At 64.8% G+C, this 17,188-nt stretch carries 18 protein-coding genes; 7 read left to right on the forward strand and 11 right to left on the reverse strand.

Translation table 11 applies throughout. The features are described 5' to 3' along the window. The first annotated feature begins 51 nt into the window (after positions 1 to 51). Positions 52 to 519: a transcription elongation factor GreA gene (gene greA / locus V5740_RS04155; RefSeq protein ID WP_347304438.1), complete on the forward strand. Its 468-nt coding sequence runs from the start codon at positions 52 to 54 to the stop codon at positions 517 to 519. Positions 520 to 595: 76 nt separating this feature from the next. Here the strand turns inward: greA and V5740_RS04160 are convergent, their stop codons facing one another. From V5740_RS04160 to V5740_RS04180, 5 genes are all read right to left on the reverse strand, one after another. Further along, on the reverse strand, positions 596 to 823 hold the full coding sequence (locus tag V5740_RS04160; RefSeq protein WP_347303822.1) for a DUF4170 domain-containing protein: 228 nt from the start codon (positions 821 to 823) through the stop codon (positions 596 to 598). 97 nt (positions 824 to 920) lie between these two features. Next, complete coding sequence (locus V5740_RS04165) at positions 921 to 1,424, reverse strand: hypothetical protein (protein ID WP_347303823.1); 504 nt, start codon at positions 1,422 to 1,424, stop codon at positions 921 to 923. A 60-nt stretch (positions 1,425 to 1,484) separates the two neighbouring features. Further along, entirely contained in the window at positions 1,485 to 1,787 is a 303-nt protein-coding gene (locus V5740_RS04170; protein ID WP_347303824.1) for a hypothetical protein, read from the reverse strand. Beyond that, a complete protein-coding gene (locus tag V5740_RS04175; protein WP_347303825.1) occupies positions 1,784 to 2,113 on the reverse strand; it encodes a phage holin family protein in 330 nt (109 codons plus the stop codon). The genes V5740_RS04170 and V5740_RS04175 overlap by 4 nt, the downstream gene beginning before the upstream one ends. Positions 2,114 to 2,248: 135 nt before the next feature. Continuing rightward, the gene (locus V5740_RS04180; protein WP_347303826.1) at positions 2,249 to 2,821 is read right to left on the reverse strand and encodes a hypothetical protein; all 573 of its coding nucleotides are present in this window, start codon (positions 2,819 to 2,821) and stop codon (positions 2,249 to 2,251) included. Positions 2,822 to 2,971: 150 nt separating this feature from the next. On the opposite strand from V5740_RS04180, the gene eno reads away from it, so the two are divergent. Beyond that, positions 2,972 to 4,258, forward strand: coding sequence for a phosphopyruvate hydratase (eno, locus tag V5740_RS04185; RefSeq protein WP_347303827.1), 1,287 nt, complete (start codon positions 2,972 to 2,974; stop codon positions 4,256 to 4,258). Positions 4,259 to 4,306: 48 nt separating this feature from the next. Here eno and V5740_RS04190 read toward each other — a convergent pair whose 3' ends face one another. From V5740_RS04190 to ribB, 4 genes are read right to left on the reverse strand one after another with little or no spacing between them, the layout of a single operon-like run. Continuing rightward, positions 4,307 to 4,615: a hypothetical protein gene (locus V5740_RS04190; protein ID WP_347303828.1), complete on the reverse strand. Its 309-nt coding sequence runs from the start codon at positions 4,613 to 4,615 to the stop codon at positions 4,307 to 4,309. 15 nt (positions 4,616 to 4,630) lie between these two features. Then, complete coding sequence (locus V5740_RS04195; RefSeq protein ID WP_347303829.1) at positions 4,631 to 5,557, reverse strand: aldo/keto reductase; 927 nt, start codon at positions 5,555 to 5,557, stop codon at positions 4,631 to 4,633. Positions 5,558 to 5,593: 36 nt separating this feature from the next. Beyond that, positions 5,594 to 6,013, reverse strand: a complete 420-nt coding sequence (gene ribH / locus V5740_RS04200) for a 6,7-dimethyl-8-ribityllumazine synthase (protein ID WP_347303830.1) — start codon at positions 6,011 to 6,013, stop codon at positions 5,594 to 5,596. Further along, positions 6,013 to 7,320 carry a 3,4-dihydroxy-2-butanone-4-phosphate synthase gene (ribB, locus tag V5740_RS04205; protein ID WP_347303831.1) on the reverse strand — a complete coding sequence of 436 codons (1,308 nt, stop codon included), beginning with the start codon at positions 7,318 to 7,320 and terminating at the stop codon, positions 6,013 to 6,015. The genes ribH and ribB overlap by 1 nt, the downstream gene beginning before the upstream one ends. A gap of 105 nt (positions 7,321 to 7,425) precedes the next feature. On the opposite strand from ribB, the gene V5740_RS04210 reads away from it, so the two are divergent. Continuing rightward, positions 7,426 to 7,932: a flavin reductase family protein gene (locus tag V5740_RS04210; RefSeq protein ID WP_347303832.1), complete on the forward strand. Its 507-nt coding sequence runs from the start codon at positions 7,426 to 7,428 to the stop codon at positions 7,930 to 7,932. Here the strand turns inward: V5740_RS04210 and V5740_RS04215 are convergent. After that, positions 7,929 to 8,831, reverse strand: coding sequence for a M48 family metallopeptidase (locus V5740_RS04215; protein WP_347303833.1), 903 nt, complete (start codon positions 8,829 to 8,831; stop codon positions 7,929 to 7,931). The two genes, V5740_RS04210 and V5740_RS04215, sit on opposite strands and share 4 nt — an antisense overlap. Before the next feature lie 101 nt (positions 8,832 to 8,932). Continuing rightward, entirely contained in the window at positions 8,933 to 11,617 is a 2,685-nt protein-coding gene (locus tag V5740_RS04220) for an Rne/Rng family ribonuclease (RefSeq protein WP_347303834.1), read from the reverse strand. A gap of 447 nt (positions 11,618 to 12,064) precedes the next feature. Between V5740_RS04220 and V5740_RS04225 the strand changes: the two genes are divergently transcribed. From V5740_RS04225 to V5740_RS04240, 4 genes are all read left to right on the forward strand, one after another. Next, positions 12,065 to 14,578: a transglycosylase domain-containing protein gene (locus V5740_RS04225; protein ID WP_347303835.1), complete on the forward strand. Its 2,514-nt coding sequence runs from the start codon at positions 12,065 to 12,067 to the stop codon at positions 14,576 to 14,578. Between the two features lie 42 nt (positions 14,579 to 14,620). Beyond that, entirely contained in the window at positions 14,621 to 15,160 is a 540-nt protein-coding gene (locus V5740_RS04230) for a redoxin domain-containing protein (protein ID WP_347303836.1), read from the forward strand. Positions 15,161 to 15,237: 77 nt separating this feature from the next. Continuing rightward, positions 15,238 to 16,365 (forward strand): peptide chain release factor 2, encoded by a 1,128-nt coding sequence (prfB, locus tag V5740_RS04235; protein WP_347303837.1) that lies wholly within the window; start codon positions 15,238 to 15,240, stop codon positions 16,363 to 16,365. A 58-nt stretch (positions 16,366 to 16,423) separates the two neighbouring features. Next, positions 16,424 to 17,185, forward strand: a complete 762-nt coding sequence (locus V5740_RS04240) for a methyltransferase domain-containing protein (RefSeq protein WP_347303838.1) — start codon at positions 16,424 to 16,426, stop codon at positions 17,183 to 17,185. Positions 17,186 to 17,188 lie beyond the last annotated feature (3 nt).

Below are 17,188 nucleotides of genomic sequence, written 5' to 3' on the forward strand. Positions count from 1 at the left end.
GGAATGCTGACCTTGGCGGTTGGCCAAGAGATAGAAAGACAGGGACCGTTTATGGAAAGAGTGCCGATGCTGGCAGAGGGCTATGAGAAGCTCACCGCCGATCTGAAGGCTCTCCGGCAGGAACGTCCCCGTATCGTGGACGCGATCGAGGAAGCGCGCGCGCATGGCGATCTGTCGGAGAACGCCGAATACCACGCTGCGAAGGAGCGGCAGGGGCAGGTCGAGGCGCAGATCGCCGAGCTGGAAGACAAGGTAACTCGCGCACAGATCATCGATCCGGCAACCTTGTCGGGCAACCGCATCATCTTCGGCGCGACTGTTACCGTGCTCGACGATGATGAGAAGCCGCAGCGTTACCAGATCGTCGGCCAGACCGAAGCGGACGCCAAGCAGGGTCGGATCTCCTACGATTCTCCGCTTGGCCGTGCACTGATCGGCAAGCAAGTGGGCGAGGAGGTCGAGGTCACCGTACCAAGCGGCGATCGCTTCTACCTGGTCGAGAAGATCGAGTTTATCTGACCGCTTGTAGTAGAAAGAAAAAAGGCGGCGGCTCCGATGGGAGCCGCCGCCTTTTTCTTACGCCTGCTGCTATTGATCACGCACTGGGCAGGTCAGGTTCCAAAAGGCGATGGAGATGGACGACGACATACTTCATCTCCGCATCATCCACGGTGCGCTGAGCCTGTCCCCGCCATGCTTCGACCGCTTCATCATAGCTAGGGTACACGCCGACGACATGCACGGAGTAGGGATCGACGAAATCTACACCCTGCGGGTCTTTGACCCGGCCGCCCATTACCAGATGCAGCAATTGCTTGCTCATGCGTCAGAACCCTTCCGTTATGCCTTGTCTACGCCGGCAAGCCATACGGTGCAGGGCGCAAAGTGCAACCTCGCGCCCCCACCCGCGAACGGAACGGTCAGTGCGTCCGGCTGCTGAGCGCGCGGCCTACCAGACGAAGCGCGTCGCGCTTGAACTCACGGGCATTGGCCCCGGCCTCGTGGGTCAGGTGCCCAGCTTCACGACGAGCCTTGCGGCCGGCGACAGAAAGATCGTCACGAATGTCGGCAAGATGGTCTGTGCCGGCGCGGCGCGCCTCGCCCGCCGCCGACATCGCCTGCGCAAACCAGCTCGCGGCCAGTTGCGATCCGACCGCTGAAAGCGTGGACGTCTTCGCGGCGGCTGCGCGTCCCGCGCGGCGGGTTGGGGAATTGCGGAACAATCCGCTGACCAGCACGCCCAGCGCCAGGCCGCCCGCGACCAGGGCGACCGGGTGATCCTTCGCGAAGCGCTGCAACCCGTCCTTTGCCTCAATCGCACGCTCGCCGGCACGGTCGAGCAGCGTCGCTTCCTCTCGCGCGCGGTGCCGGGCCTCGCCTGCGGCGATCTGGTCCTTCAACTCGTTGCGCTTGACGACGTTCATCTCTCTTGTCCTTTGTTGTTGGCAACTGGCCAGAGAACGGCCTGTGTTGCACCGCTGTTCCTAGCCGAAGGTGTCTTCGGCCTTCTCAGCTAGGAACTCGGCCCCATGCATCAGCGGTTTGCGAGCAAACCAAGCGACCGCCACCGTCGCTACCCCGAGCAGCAGACTTCGATGCTCGTTCCCCCATGCCGTAGCATCGTCGAACGTATCGAGGGCCGCGTCGCCGATACGGCAGGCGATCCGCGCACCGGGTCCGCGTTGCGCCACATCTTCTCGAATATAAGCGATGTCGGCATCAAGCAGCCGTTTGGCGGCATCTCGCAGAGCCAGATCTTCGGCCATCTGTGCGTCGATGGGCTTCATGCCTGATCTCCATCGCTGCCGAATGCCTTGCTGACGGCAGCCCAGCTAGCGGAGGCTCTCCGCGCAAGAATAAAGGCCACGAGCAACAACAGGGCGACTACGACCAGCGTGGCTGCCAGCGGGCCGATCAGCGTGGCAAGGCTCAGGATACTACCTACGGTCAAACCGATGAGAGCGAGCACCACGACAAACAAAGCAGCTGCGCCAAAGACCACGACGGTCTTGAGCTTCGCAGTGGCGAAGCGAGCACGCGTCTTCTGAAAGGCAAGCTCCGCCGCGACGTAGGTCTTGCCGTCAGTCCAGGCAGCCTCGAGATCACTTAGCAATGAGCGATCAGGCTCCTCATGTGCGTCACTACCCAATGGGGCGGCGCCGTTCGGCAGGCTGTCACTGGTGGCAGGCGGTAGATCACCGCCCCGGTCTCCCGGGGCGGCTGCCGCTGGCGTTGATCCCATGTGAGATTACTTGCGCAGGATTCGCGCGACCATGTAGCCGGCAAGGGCCGCAAGGCTGATGGCAGTGGCTGGGCTGGTCCGCACGAAAGCCTTGGCATCTTCGCCCAGTTCGTCCAGCGACTTGCTGTTCAGCTTGGCCGCGGTGTCCTCGATCGAGGTGGCGGCCGTACGGGCGTAATCACCATACTTGACGCCCAGCTTCTCGTCGACAGTACCGGCATTATCGTTGATCAACCGGCTTAGGCTGGTCAGCGCCTCGCTCGCCTTTGCCTTGCCTTCGTAGGCGATGTCAGTCGCCTTGCCGGTGGCATCGCTTTTGTAGGTCTGGCTCTTGGTGGTCGCCTGGCTCTTGTAGGTAGTGGCGCGCTCCTTCGCCTCGGCTCCCAGCGCGGCGGCGCCTGCCTTGGCTTCTTCCAGGGCGGCACTGAAACGGCTCTTCGCCTCCGCAGTGTTGCTCGACCCAATGGCGGGCGTATCCGCCATGGTCGACGCGCCGGTGGAAACCGGGGGAGCAACCGGGGTCACATCGGTGATCGGCTGGATGTCCGGCGTGGTCGTGTTGCCAAAGTTGTCGGCCATGCTTGGTCCCCTTCTTCAATGACCGGCTGCAATGAAGCAGCCATGGTTGCGAAATCGAACGTGCCTTGCACGGCTTAGTTCCGCCGCATAGGAGGCTGGCGAGGGCACAATCGTGCCCGGCCAGCTTTCATCGCCAGCATCGGAGCCGCCATGACCGCGATCATCGACATTCACGCCCGCGAGATCCTCGACAGTCGCGGCAACCCCACCGTCGAAGTCGATGTGCTGCTCGATGACGGCAGCTTCGGCCGGGCCGCGGTACCCTCAGGTGCCAGCACCGGTGCGCATGAGGCGGTGGAACTGCGTGACGGCGACAATGGGCGCTATCTCGGCAAAGGCGTCACCAAGGCAGTGCAGGCTGTAAACGGCGAGATCGCGGAACAGATCGTCGGCCTTGATGCGGAAGACCAGCGCGACATCGATCTCGCCATGCTGGAACTGGACGGCAGTGCGAACAAGGGCCGTATCGGCGCCAACGCGATCCTGGGCACCAGTCTGGCGGTCGCAAAGGCGGCGGCCAATGCCCGTGGTCTGCCGCTCTATTCTTATATCGGCGGCGTGTCGGCCCACGTGCTGCCGGTGCCGATGATGAACATTATCAATGGCGGCGAACATGCCGACAACCCGATCGACTTCCAGGAATTCATGGTCATGCCCGTCGGCGCGCCCAGCCTGGCGGAGGCGGTGCGCTGGGGTGCGGAAATTTTTCACACGCTGAAGAAGGGCCTGCATCAGAAGGGTCTCGCCACCAGCGTGGGGGATGAGGGCGGCTTTGCGCCGAACCTCGCCAGCACGCGCGCGGCACTCGACTTCATCATGGAATCCGTGACCACGGCTGGGTTCACGCCAGGCAAGGACGTGATGCTGGCACTGGATTGCGCCGCCACCGAGTTCTTCCGTGACGGCAAGTACGAGATTTCGGGCGAGGGCCTCTCGCTCTCCCCTGACGAGATGGCCTCTTACCTCGCCGATCTGTGCGCGGCTTACCCGATCAAGTCGGTTGAGGATTGCATGGCGGAGGATGACTTCGCCGGCTGGAAGGCGCTGACCGATCAGATCGGTAACAGCGTGCAGTTGGTTGGCGACGACCTGTTCGTGACCAACCCGGAAAGGCTGCGCATGGGAATCGGGCAGGGCCTTGCCAATTCGCTGCTGGTGAAGGTCAACCAGATCGGCACCCTGACCGAAACGCTGGAGGCGGTCAGCATCGCACAGCGCGCCGGCTACACCGCGGTGATGAGCCACCGGTCAGGCGAGACCGAGGATGCAACCATCGCGGATCTGGCAGTCGCCACCAATTGCGGGCAGATCAAGACGGGCTCGCTCGCCAGGTCGGACCGGTTGGCCAAGTATAATCAGCTCATCCGGATCGAGGAAGAACTGGGTGCCGCGGCAGCCTATGCCGGCACCGGGTGCTTCGGTCGCATCAGCTCCTGATTTCGTGGTGGGCGCCGCCTGGCAGAGACCGGATGGCGCCCATTGTCTTCAGGCGGCTTCCTTGGCGAGTTCCTCGTCGGCCTGCCCGGCGATTTCTTCCATCTTTTCCAGCTTGGCCCGGTTCTTGGGGCTGAGCAGATACTGCCAGACACCCCAGGCATTGATGGCGAGCAGAACGCTGTTCATCGCCGCGATCGGCAGGGCATCGCTGGTCAGGCCCGACACGATCCAGCAGATTGCCACGGCACAGAACAGCACGAAGCCCCAGCCGGTCGCACGCCGGCCAAGGTCCGCGGCGATCAGACCCGCGGCCAGCATGGTGCCGCCAGCGGCGACCCATTCCAGTATCCCATTCATCAGGCTGTTCCTTGGTCAGAGACCGGCCGCGGTAAGGCGGCTGAGCTGGTCGGGCGAGAGCTCCAGGGTCGCCGCCTCGAACTGGATGTCGAGCTGCGCGGGCGTACGCGCACTGGCGATCGGTGCGGCGATACCCGGCTGAGCCGCCAGCCAGGCGAGCGCGATCGAACCAAGCGCGGCGCCCGTCTCGGCCGCGACTGCATCCATGGCGTCGAGCACCGGCCGCCCACGCTCCAGCAGCGGCCCGATGCCGCCGCCACGCGCCTGACCCGCCAGATCGCTCCGCTCACGGTACTTGCCGGTCAGAAATCCGGAGGCAAGGCCATAGAAGGGCAGCATGGCGATGCCATGCGTTAAGCAATAGGCCTGCAGGTCGGCGCCATATTCGTCACGGCTAACCAAATTGTATTCGTTCTGCAGCACCGTGAACCGCCGCGTGCCCGCCCGATGAGCGGCCTCATTGAGTGACGCCAGCCGGGCAAGAGTAAAATTGGAAGCCCCGGTTTCCCGCACCACGCCGCTCTCCACCAAGGCATCGAAGCCGGCGGCTACCTCGTCCTGTGGCGTCGCGGTGTCGTCCCGATGGGCATAATACAAATCGATGTAGTCGGTACCGAGCCGTTCCAGCGATCGGTCTAGCTCGGCCGCGACACGTTCGGGACGCAGATCACCTGTCTCGCCATGCATGCCAGTCTTGGTGCCAATCCGCATCTCTGCACGCACGCCGCTCTTCGCCAACCAGCGGCCGATCATCGTCTCGCTTTCGCCGCCCTGATGCCCCGGTACCCAGTCGGAATAGCCCTGCGCCGTGTCGATCATCCGTCCGCCGCCTTCGTAGAAGCGGTCGAGAACGGCAAAGCTGGCGGCCTCGTCAGCGGTCCAGCCAAATACATTTCCGCCCAGAACCAGCGGGAGCCCGGCAAGGCACGGATGATCGGTCATGCCGCGCACAACGGAGCAGGGCGGCACAAGTGCCCGTCATGCAAACCGATTGCGGATATCCAGCAACGCCATCGCCGCCTCGGCCGCCCCGGCGCCCTTGTTGGCCTGGGCAGGATCTGCGCGCACAATCGCCTGCGTCTCGTTCTCCGTGGTCAGAATACCGTTGCCGATCGGCACACCGTCCAGCGTAAGCGCCATGATCGCACGTGCACTCTCGCCGGCGACGATGTCGAAATGGTAGGTCTCGCCGCGGATGACCACGCCCAGCGCGACAAACCCGTCATATTGGCCGCTCTCGACTGCCGCGGCTATGGCGCCGGGGATCTCCAGTGCGCCAGGCACGGTCAGTACCTCGACGTCATGGCCGGCGGTCTCCAGCGCGGTCCGGGCGCCGGCGATCAGCATGTCGTTCAGGTGCGCGTAGAAGCGCGCTTCGACGATCAGGAAACTGGCCATCAGGCATCGTCCTCAGATTGTTTGATGGGTCGTTCGCCGACGATTGAAAGGCCGTAGCCTTCCAGGCCGACCAGCGAATGGCGGGTGTTGGTGAGCAGGACCATGTCGCTGACACCCAGTTCGGTCAGGATCTGCGCACCCACCCCGTAATCCCGCTGTTCAACCGGGGCGCCATCGACATCGCGGGACGCGCTGCCAAGATTGCGAATTGCTCGGCTGGCGAAATCCTGCCCTGGCCGGCTTATCAGCACGACCACGCCGCTGCCTTCATCCCCGATGGCGCACATGGCCTGGGCCAGCAGGCTGGAACGGGCACCCTCCTGACCGAAGATGTCGTCGAAAACAGACATGGAATGCATGCGTACCAGAGTTGGCTGAGCCGGATCGATGCGCCCCTTCACCAAGGCCAGCGTCTCGCCACACGTGGCCTTGTTCCAGAAGCTGATGGCTCGCCATTCGCCACCCCACCGGCTGGTGAATATCGCTTCGTTCCGCCGCTCCACCAGATGGTCGTGCTTGCGGCGATAGGCGATGAGGTCACGAATGGTGGCGATCTTGAGACCGTGCTTGCGCCCGAAGGCGATAAGATCGTCCAGCCGGGACATGCTGCCGTCCTCGTTCAGGACCTCGCAGATCACGGCGCTGGGATTGAGGCCGGCGAGGCGGGAGATGTCCACCGATGCCTCTGTATGGCCCGCCCGGACCAGAACGCCGCCCTCCCGCGCGATCAAGGGGAAGACGTGACCCGGGCTGACGACATCCTCCGCACCCTTGGTCGCATCGATGGCGACGGCAACCGTGCGCGCACGGTCCGCGGCACTGATGCCGGTGCTGATACCTTCCCGCGCCTCGATACTGGTGGTGAAGGCGGTCTCCATCCGGCTGCGGTTCTTGCGGCTCATGGGTTCCAGCTGCAACTGAGCCACGCGCTGCGGCGAAAGGGCGAGGCACACCAATCCGCGCCCGTGAGTCACCATGAAGTTGATGGCATCCGGCGTAGCCATCTGTGCAGGGACGATGATATCGCCTTCGTTCTCGCGATCCTCGTCATCCACCAGGATGAACATGCGGCCGTTGCGCGCTTCGTCAATGATCTCCTCGATACTTACGAGGACGGCATCATCCGTGTCATTCTCGTCGAGGAACTGCTCGAGCTTGCGCAGTGTCTCCGCCGTGGGATTCCAGGCGGGGTCATTGCAGTCACGCAACGTGTTCGGGTGCAGGCCTGCGGCCCTCGCCAGACCGGCCCGGGTCATTTGCCCACTGGCAACAAGCTGGCGAGTTCGGTTAATGACATTGTCGCTCATTGCGCTGCCTTCTCACATCAGCATGTGATCGTCAAACCTACGATCACATCGAGATCACACAGGTGGGTCTTGCCACCCATGTTCGCAACCGCCATCTAACTGCCTGTGAGCGAGAATCAGCCTGCCATCCGCGAAACCTTCCGCATGGCGATGCGCCACATCGCATCGACGGTTCACGCGATCACTGCACTCCATGCGCACGAGTGCCACGGCATCCTGGCGACGGCGGTGAGTTCGCTCAGCTTTGATCCCCCATCGCTGCTCGTCTGCATCAACCAGGCCGCCTCGCTGCACTCCCCGATCACTCAGGCGGAGCTGTTCGGCGTGAATGTGCTTGGGCTCGACAACCGTGACGTGGCGGAACGCTTCGCCGAAGCACGGGGGGCTGAACGATTTTCTGTCGGGGATTGGTCCATCGATCACGGTGCGCCCGTACTGCTGGGCGCACAGTCGGCGATGCTGTGCCGCCGTGTCGATTGCCATACCTTCGGCACGCACACGATCGTGGTGGGGGAACTGGTCGAGGCCTGGCACCGGCAGAATGGTGCGCCGCTAACCTACTACGATCGCAGCTACATCGACATTTCGGCAGCGCCAGTCAGCACGCTCTAATCATCGGTGATGATCGCCTGGTCCCGGCTGGCCAGTAGGTCCGGCGGGACCGGCAAGCGGCCGGCGGCAAGGGCGGTCGCTTCAACTTGGGTCTGGCGCACTCGTTCGGAAGTCGGCGGGTAAGCGCGGTCACGCAGGAGGCCGCGGTTGACGCGTCGACCGAGTGGACTGCGCCAGAAATCCGGCACCAGGGCCGGATTCAGCCCGCTATTCGCCACGAGATAGGGCGACAGCCGGTCTGCTTCTTCCTCTGCATGTCGGCGGTATTTCTGCGGAGCCTTGTCTCCCCCGTGTGCGGCATGCAGCCGCTCACGATGGCGCAGGATGACATGCCCGAGCTCGTGCGCAAGGATCACGGCCAGGTCGCTGTCGCTTGCGGCCTGTACCAGGCGATGACCTAGCTGGATGATCTGCCCGTCGGTTCGCGCTGCCATGCCGTCGTCAGTCGTGACCTCGACTGTAACATCGCAGCCGGCTACCGGATACAGTCCGGCCTGATGGGCGGTTCCGCTCCGGCTCACCTGCACGCTTAGCGGCGTGCCTGGTTGCCATCGCGCGGCGAGCAGCGCCACACCCGCTTCCCGCAAAGTTCCGCCGTCAGTGACCGGGATCTCACCACCAATGGAGATGATGGTGTCACCGGGTTGCACCCCGGCTTCCGCAGCAGGCGAGCCGGGCAGTACCGTTGCAACCGCCAAAGGACCGGCGACAAACAAACGGTCTGCCCAGTCGCCTTTGTACTGGTCCCGGCTGTGCAGGACCATCCCCGTCAGTGGCGCATGGCTGCGGCATAGCGGACTATTCGCCGAAAGTAGCCGTTCCGCCACCATCCCGGCACGAGCATCCAGGGTAATCAGTTCGTCCAGCCCTTGGGCGTGAGCGGGAAGGCTGACGGCCAAGCTGCCGAAGGCAAGCAGCGCGATCGGAGCCCAGCAGGGCCTTGATCGGATCAGGGCAGGGGGCCGGCTCACACGATTGGCAAGCCGGCCCATCAAGACGTTCAGGCTCCGAAGGTGCGCTGCCACCATCCGCGCCGCGGCGATGCGCCGGCAGTCGCATCGCCAGCGCCCGCCTCGGCAGGCTCCGGCTCGGCTTCAGGTTCAGCGACGGCCGCTTCCACCAGCTCGGCGGGAGCCTCGACCTCGGTCGTCTCCACCTTCTTGCGGCGAGTACGCTTCGGCTTGGCCGGCGCTTCCTCCAGCGGCTCCGGCGCAGGCTCGACCGATGCTTCGGCGGGCTCCTCCACCTTCTTGCGGCGGGTACGCTTCGGCTTGGCCGGCGCTTCCTCCACCGGCTCCGGCGCCGGCTCGGCCGATGCTTCGGCAGGCTCCTCGACCTTCTTGCGGCGAGTGCGCTTGGGCTTCGCCGGAGTAGGCTCTACCTCGTCCTCGATCGCACTAGGATCGACCGCCGGGGCGGCGTCGGCGGCGTCCACCAGCGGAGCCTCTTCCGCAAGCTCGGCTTCGGGCGTCTCATCCGTGTCGCTGGCAGTTTCGACCGACATCTCACCGGCGTCACCCTCGCGCCGCCGGCGGCGACCGCCGCGCCGGCGCCGCTTGCGTGGCGCACCCTCGCCTTCCGCAGCCTCGACGGACGTGTCGCCGCGCGTTTCAGCCTCGTCAGCCTCGTCATCGGCGACGTCGCTGTCATCTTCGGCCCCATCGGTGCTGGCGACATCGCTCTCGCCCTCGTCACCCTGGCGCTTGTTGCGGTTGCGACCGCCCCGACGACGCCGACGACGCTTCTTGCGGCCGTCTCCATCTTCGTCGCTATCGCCCTGCCTTGCAGGGTCAGAGGTCTGCTCCTCGGCTTCGAAGTCCTCTTCTTCCTCGTCCTCGATTTCCTCCGGCTCGTCGTCGAATTCGATCTCGTCGACGATCGGGTCGAAGCGGGGAGGAGCGACAGGGCGTGGGCCGCTGCTGACGGCGCGCATCTTGGCGCCCTCTTCCTCGCCTTCCGGCAGAACTTCTACGCGCACGCCATAACGGCTTTCGATCTCCGCCAGGTCGGCGCGCTTGACGTTGAGCAGGTAGATCGTTGCCTCGGTGGAGGCGAACAGGGAGATCACAGTGCCGCGACCCTTCGCCGCCTCGTCCTCGATCATGCGCAGGGCGGACAGGCCCGCGCTGCTGGCGGTCCGTACCAGGCCCGTACCGTCGCAATGCGGGCAGGAACGCGTCGTCGCTTCCAGCACACCGGTGCGCAGCCGCTGCCGACTCATTTCCATAAGGCCGAAGCCGGAGATGCGGCCCACCTGGATGCGCGCACGGTCGTTCTTCAGCGCATCCTTCATGGCCTTTTCGACCTTCCGGATGTTGCTGGAATATTCCATGTCGATGAAGTCGATCACGACCAGACCGGCCATGTCGCGCAGGCGCAGCTGGCGGGCGATCTCGCGCGCGGCCTCCAAATTGGTGGCGACGGCGGTTTGCTCGATCCCGTGCTCCTTGGTGGAGCGGCCGGAGTTGATGTCGATCGAAACCAGTGCTTCGGTCGGGTTGATGACCAGGTAGCCGCCGCTCTTCAGCTGCACCATCGGATCATACATGGCGGACAGCTGATCTTCAGCACCATAGCGCTGGAACAGCGGCACCGGATCGGAATAGGCCTTCACTCGCTTCACGTGGCTTGGCATCAGCAGCTTCATGAAGGCGCGTGCGGAGCGGAAGCCTTCCTCACCCTCGACCACGACCTCCTCGATCTCACGATTGTAGATGTCGCGGATCGCACGCTTGATAAGGTCGCTGTCCGAATGGATCAGCGCGGGTGCGCTGCTGGCCATCGTCGTTTCGCGGATCTCGTCCCACAAACGGGCGAGGTAATCGAAGTCGCGCTTGATCTCCGTCTTGGTGCGCTGCAGCCCGGCGGTGCGGACAATCAGACCCATGGAGCGAGGCAGGCTGAGTTCGGAAACGATCTGCTTCAGCCGCTTGCGATCGGCACCGCTGCTGATCTTGCGGCTGATTCCGCCGCCATGGCTGGAATTGGGCATCAGCACACAGTAACGGCCGGCCAGCGACAGATACGTGGTGAGCGCGGCACCCTTGTTGCCGCGTTCCTCCTTGACGACCTGCACCAACAGCACCTGGCGCCGCTGAATTACATCCTGGATCTTGTAGCGGCGGCGCAATGCCATCCGCTTTGCCTTCAGCTCGTCTAGCTCCTTGGCGCGCGAGCCGGTGCGGCGGCCTTGTCGGCGGGGGCGGGAAGAGGCCGCGCTATCGGCCTGCTCGCCATCCTCGTCTTCGGCGCTGTCATCGACATGGCCATCCTCGATGGTGGCGACGTCGTCCTTCTCGTCGGTATCAATCTCTTCGACGCCATCCTCGCCGGCGAGGTAATCGTCGTCGCCGTCCTCGTCATCTTCCTCGGCACGCAGGGCGGCTTCCTCGTCAGCCTGCTCCTGCTCGGCCGCGATCAGCGCCTCGCGGTCCTGCTGCGGAATCTGGTAGTAGTCAGGATGAATCTCGCTGAAGGCGAGGAAACCGTGCCGGTTGCCACCGAAATCGACGAACGCTGCCTGCAGCGACGGTTCGACGCGGGTTACCTTGGCGAGATAGATGTTGCCCTTGATCTGCTTGTGTTCGGCAGATTCAAAATCGAATTCTTCAATGCGGTTGCCCTGCAGCACCGCCACCCGCGTTTCTTCCGGGTGGCGCGCATCGATCAGCATGCGTGTTGCCATTATATATTCTCCGGGCGCGCGCGGCTGCCGGTCGGCCATGACAGGCCGGGTGCCGGCGGGCGGGCGCGCGCCAATCTGTGGGGTTGCCGCGATGGCCAGCCGGCAAGGGCGGGCGGGCGGCGGATGTCACTGCCGGCAGGGCAAGGCGCGGGTGTGTCCGCGCAGGGGCCACGACCACGATGCAGCGGCTTGGCTGCAGCGCGTCGGACGGTCCTGTTCTTGTCATTGCGGCATCAACCTGTCGGTAAAGTTCCGGCGGTCGACGATCAGGTGAGCGCTTCCTGCCGGGAGAGGCGCCCGTACCTGCAAGGATCAGACGCCAGTCGTTGCTAGCAGCACCTGCCGCGATGGGCAACCATGTTGCGCAGGGCCCACAGGTTGCTGTTCCGCAAGGCATGCGGGCGGGGTTCCACAGGCGCGCGCTCGCGTGCTAGTGCGCGGGCGATCATGGCTGAAGCTGCACCTCCATCCCGCTATCGCCTGCACCGCGCACAAGGCCTTGTTGAAGGCCTGCGGGATCGCTGGCGAACCCGCCCGCGCCTGCGTCGTATCACTTATGCTGTGGGCATCGTGCTGGCGGTGATCGTCATTGGCTGGCTGCTGGTGCTGCGCAACCTGCCTGACGCGGACCGGCTGCTCACTTACGAACCGCCACTGCCGAGCGTGGTTCGCGGCGTCGACGGCGACATTGTGCATTCCTTCGCTCGTGAACGACGAGTCCAACTGCAGTTCAAGGATTTCCCGACACAGCTGGTCAACGCCTACACCTCTGCCGAGGACAAGACGTTCTGGAGCCATTCGGGAGTCGACATCCCGGGTCTCGCCGGCGCGGTGTTCGACTACGCCAGCAAGATCGGCAGCGGGGAACGGGCGCGTGGCGGTTCCACCATCACCCAGCAGGTCGCCAAGAACATTCTGGTCGGCAACGAGTATTCGATCAGCCGCAAGCTGCGCGAGATGATCCTGGCGGCCCGGATCGAAGGTGTGCTGACCAAGCAGCAGATAATGGAGCTGTACCTCAACGAAATTCCGCTCGGCCGGCGATCGTTCGGCGTCCAGGCGGCATCGCGCGCCTATTTCGATCGCGATGTGGAGGATCTGGAGCTTCATCAGATGGCATTCCTGGCGATCCTGCCCAAGGCGCCGGAAGTGTACGGCCGGTCACGTAACGAAGGCAGCGCGATAGCGCGGCGCAACTGGGTGCTCGACCAGATGGTCGAGAACGGACACGTTTCTGCCGGAGAGGCGAGCGCCGCAAAGGCGCAGCCGCTTGGATTGATTCAGCAACGCCCCGCCGAGCGTTCGGCGGACGCCGGCTACTTCCTAGAGGAGGTGCGACGCCAGCTCATCGAACGTTATGGCGAGCAGGCCGATGATGGACGCAACTCTGTCTATGGTGGCGGCCTGTGGGTGCGAACCTCGCTCGACACCGAGCTGCAGGATGCCGCACGCGACGCGCTGCGTGCCGGTCTGCTGCGTTATGCCGGTGGACGCGGTTGGCATGGGCCGGTGGCGACGATTGACCCCGACAACGGTGACCTGACGCAGCAACTCGCCTCCGCCAATATCGGCATCTCGTATGAGAACTGGCGCATTGGCGTCGTCACTGCACGCAGTGGCCAGAGTGCGACGATCGGCTTTGCCAACGGTGACGAGGCACCGCTTCGCGGTTTGCCCGACGAGATTAAGGTCGGGGATGTCACTGCCGTCTCGCCCGTGGGCGGCGGCGCGTTCCGCGTGCGCACTGTGCCGGAGATCGCCGGGGCCTTCGTGGCGCAGGATCCATCCACGGGGCGTGTGCTGGCGATGCAGGGCGGGTTCGACTTCCGCCTGGGCAGCTTCAACCGCGCGACGCAGGCTCAGCGTCAACCTGGCTCCACGATCAAGCCGTTCGTCTATGCCACCGGACTGGACCAAGGCATGACCCCGGCGACGATGGTGCCCGACACCAGCTACTGCGTGTATCAGGGTGCTGGGCTGGGCGAAAAATGCTTCCGCAATTTCGGCGGCGATGGCGGTGGCACGCATACGATGCGCTGGGGGCTGGAACAGTCGCGCAACTTGATGACAGTCCACATCGCGGCAGATGCCGGAATGCCGAACGTGCTGAAGACCTTCAGTCGCGTGGGCATCGGCAGCTACGAACAGCCTTACCTGTCCTATGCTCTGGGCGCAGGCGACACGACCGTGCTGCGGATGACCAACGCCTATGCTGCGCTGGAGAACCATGGGCTGCAGCACGACGCCAGCCTGATCGACTACGTGCAGGATCGCCGCGGCAAGGTGATCTGGCGCGCCGACCCGCGTGACTGCACCGGTTGCAACATGGCGCGCTGGGATGGCCGCGCGATGCCGCGCTTGGCGCAACGCGGGCGGCAGGTGATGGATGCTCGCACCGCGTTCCAGACGGTGCACATGTTGGAAGGTGTGGTTCAGCGGGGCACGGCCACGACCTTGCGCGATCTTGGCATACCGCTGTTCGGCAAGACCGGCACTACCACCGGTCCGACCGACGTGTGGTTCGTCGGTGGATCGCCGGAGATCGTTGCCGGCATGTATATGGGCTACGACCAGCCGCGCAGCCTCGGCGGCTGGGCGCAGGGCGGACGATTGGCCGCGCCCATGTTCAAGCAGTTCGTTCAGGCCACGCCTGACAAATGGAGCGGCCGGCCGTTCCTGGCACCATCGGGTGTCCGGCTGGTCCGGGTTGACCGGCGCAGCGGGAAACGCGTGTTCGGCAGCTGGCCGAGCGACAGCGACCCCAAGGCGGGCGTGATCTGGGAAGCGTTCAAGCCTGACAGCGAACCTCCGCGTGAACGGCGCGGGGACCGGGTCGCATCCGTGCGTGAGCTGATCCTGGCGCAGCTCCGTCGTGGAGAGCAGGCACGTGCCAGGGCCGATGCTGCCGCTGCCGAGGCGGCGCAGCCGGACTTCGTGGAAGAGCAGGGCGGCCTTTATTGATCGGCGGTGGACTTGCACTGCCGGTCGGCGCATGATTGCGCCATGAAGCGCAAACTCCTGCTCGCGGCCGCGGCCCTGCTGTCAGTCATGGCTGTCCCCGCCGGCGCTGCCTTGCGCACCGGCGCGCAGGTGCCTGCGCTGCGGACGCAGGGTGCGCTGGCCGGCCGGACCTTCACCTTCGACCTGCAGCAGGCTGTGCGGCGCGGGCCGGTCGTGCTGTACTTCTTCCCCAAGGCTTTCACGCAAGGTTGCACTCTGGAAGCGCGTGCTTTCGCCGAGGCGATGCCGGACTTCCGCGCCGCCGGGGCGCAGGTCGTCGGCCTGTCCGCGGATGACTTGCCGACCCTGCAGCGTTTCTCACGGGAGGAGTGTCGCGACGCGTTCCCCGTGGCCACCGCCACGCCTGCAACGATCCGTGCCTTTGACGTGGTTCTGCAACGTGATGGTCAGGCGACAGCCCTGTCCGACCGGACGTCCTATGTCATCGGGCGGAACGGCCGCGTGGTGATGGTGCATTCGGACGGTGACTGGCGCCAGCATGTGCAGCGGACGCTCGCTGCAGTGCGCGCGCTTCATCGCTGACGGCGCTCGACCTTCCCATGCGCAGTCCCATGCGCTAGGCGCCGCCGCCTGACCGATCCCAAGGAGTTACCTGTATCATGCGTGCCGAAGGGCAGGCCCACATCGACCGTATCCAGGGTGCCCTGGCGCTGGTCCGCCGTTCGCTCGACTGGGAGCGTGCGCTGCGTCGACTGGACGAGCTGAACGCCCGTGTCGAAGATCCCGATCTGTGGAACGATCCCAAGCAGGCGGAGGCGGTCATGCGTGAGCGCCGGCAGCTCGACGCGGCGATCAGCACCGTGAAGGAGATCACCGCGGAGATGGCCGACGCGGTGGAGTTCGTCGATTTGGGCGAGGCGGAAGGCGATGAAGAGACGGTGGCCGAAGGTCTGGCCAGCCTCGCCAAGCTGGCCGAGCGCGCCGATGCGGACAAGGTGCAGGCGCTGCTGAAGGGCGAGGCCGACAGCAACGACACCTATCTGGAAATCCATGCTGGCGCTGGCGGCACTGAAAGCCAGGACTGGGCCGAGATGCTGCTGCGCATGTATGCCCGCTGGGCGGAGCGCAAGGGCTACAAGGTCGAAACCGTCGAGTATCAGGCGGGTGAGCAGGCCGGCATCAAGTCCGCGACGCTGCTGCTGAAGGGCGAGAACGCCTACGGCTACGCCAAGACGGAAAGCGGCGTTCACCGGCTGGTGCGGATCAGCCCCTACGACAGTTCAGCCCGGCGCCATACCTCGTTCAGTAGCGTGTGGGTGTATCCCGTGATCGACGATAATATCGAGATTGAGATCAACGACAGCGACCTGAAGATCGACACCTATCGCGCCAGTGGTGCCGGCGGGCAGCACGTTAACACGACCGACTCCGCCGTGCGCATCACTCACATGCCGACCGGCATCGTCGTCGCCAGCCAGAATGACCGCAGCCAGCACAAGAACCGCGCAACCGCGATGAGCATGCTGAAAGCGCGCCTGTTCGAGCGCGAGATGGCCATGCGGGAGGCTGCGGCGAGCGGCGAATATCAGGAGAAGAGCGAGATTGGGTGGGGCCACCAGATCCGTTCCTACGTCCTGCAGCCGTACCAGCTGGTCAAGGACCTGCGCACCGGCACCACCTCCACCGCACCAGGTGACGTGCTCGACGGCGCGCTTGATCCGTTCATCGCCGCGGCACTGGCGCAGCGTGTGACCGGGGAGCGGGTGCAGGTGGAGGATGTGGACTGAGCGGCAGCGGCCCGCGGCTTTGCCATGGGCGCGTGAACTCGCTAAGGGCCCCGGCAGGATGCTGAAAGGGTTTAGCCTGTGTTTGCCGCTCATGCTGGCGGCGTGCAGCCCCGCGGCTGAGCATCAGGAGCGTGCGGCGACGCCGGAGTTCCCGGCGGCGGATCGCCCCGTATCCTCGCTCGGTGCGACGGCCTTCGCCGACGAGGGTCTGCGCGACAGTCGGCAGGAGGCCGCCACCGTGATGCAGCTCGCCGGGGTGCGCCCGGGGATGAGCGTCGCCGATATCGGCGCGGGTGAGGGCTACTACACCGTCCGTCTTGCTGAAAGCGTGGGTGAGGAAGGGCGCGTGCTGGCGCAGGACATCGATCGCGGTGCCTTGCTGCGGCTGGGCGACCGCGTTGAGCGCGAACGGCTGGACAATGTGTCGGTCGTCAACGGCCTGCCGGACGATCCGCGCCTGCCGGAGGGCAGCTTCGACCGCATATTCCTGGTCCATATGTACCATGAGGTAGGCGAGCCCTACGCTTTCCTGTGGCGGCTCCATCCTGCGCTCAGGCCAGGTGGCCAGATCGTGGTGGTGGAGACGGATCGCCTTCCCGATCAGCACGGCATCCCGCCACAGCTGCTATTTTGTGAATTCGGACAGGTCGGTTTCCGGCTGGTCGAATTTGTTCGCCACCCGGCGCTCGCCGGGTATTATGCACAGTTCGAAGTGCTGCCCGCAAGGCCGCAGCCGGACGAGATCAGGCCCTGCACCATGAGTGGGTCCGGCGGCAATGCTACGGCCGCCGGCGACCGCGCGGGGCGGGTGCCGCAATGACAC

Source organism: Croceibacterium sp. TMG7-5b_MA50 (assembly GCF_039830145.1).
GTDB lineage: Bacteria > Pseudomonadota > Alphaproteobacteria > Sphingomonadales > Sphingomonadaceae > Croceibacterium.

Bases quoted from the DNA above. Each gene is read 5' to 3' on its own strand.
- greA (WP_347304438.1), top strand. From the start codon at position 52: ATGGAAAGAGTGCCGATGCTGGCAGAGGGCTATGAGAAGCTCACCGCC.
- V5740_RS04160 (WP_347303822.1), bottom strand. From the start codon at position 823: ATGAGCAAGCAATTGCTGCATCTGGTAATGGGCGGCCGGGTCAAAGAC.
- V5740_RS04165 (WP_347303823.1), bottom strand. From the start codon at position 1,424: ATGAACGTCGTCAAGCGCAACGAGTTGAAGGACCAGATCGCCGCAGGC.
- V5740_RS04170 (WP_347303824.1), bottom strand. From the start codon at position 1,787: ATGAAGCCCATCGACGCACAGATGGCCGAAGATCTGGCTCTGCGAGAT.
- V5740_RS04180 (WP_347303826.1), bottom strand. From the start codon at position 2,821: ATGGCCGACAACTTTGGCAACACGACCACGCCGGACATCCAGCCGATC.
- eno (WP_347303827.1), top strand. From the start codon at position 2,972: ATGACCGCGATCATCGACATTCACGCCCGCGAGATCCTCGACAGTCGC.
- V5740_RS04190 (WP_347303828.1), bottom strand. From the start codon at position 4,615: ATGAATGGGATACTGGAATGGGTCGCCGCTGGCGGCACCATGCTGGCC.
- V5740_RS04195 (WP_347303829.1), bottom strand. From the start codon at position 5,557: ATGACCGATCATCCGTGCCTTGCCGGGCTCCCGCTGGTTCTGGGCGGA.
- ribH (WP_347303830.1), bottom strand. From the start codon at position 6,013: ATGGCCAGTTTCCTGATCGTCGAAGCGCGCTTCTACGCGCACCTGAAC.
- ribB (WP_347303831.1), bottom strand. From the start codon at position 7,320: ATGAGCGACAATGTCATTAACCGAACTCGCCAGCTTGTTGCCAGTGGG.
- V5740_RS04220 (WP_347303834.1), bottom strand. From the start codon at position 11,617: ATGGCAACACGCATGCTGATCGATGCGCGCCACCCGGAAGAAACGCGG.
- V5740_RS04225 (WP_347303835.1), top strand. From the start codon at position 12,065: ATGGCTGAAGCTGCACCTCCATCCCGCTATCGCCTGCACCGCGCACAA.
- V5740_RS04230 (WP_347303836.1), top strand. From the start codon at position 14,621: ATGAAGCGCAAACTCCTGCTCGCGGCCGCGGCCCTGCTGTCAGTCATG.
- prfB (WP_347303837.1), top strand. From the start codon at position 15,238: ATGCGTGCCGAAGGGCAGGCCCACATCGACCGTATCCAGGGTGCCCTG.
- V5740_RS04240 (WP_347303838.1), top strand. From the start codon at position 16,424: ATGCTGAAAGGGTTTAGCCTGTGTTTGCCGCTCATGCTGGCGGCGTGC.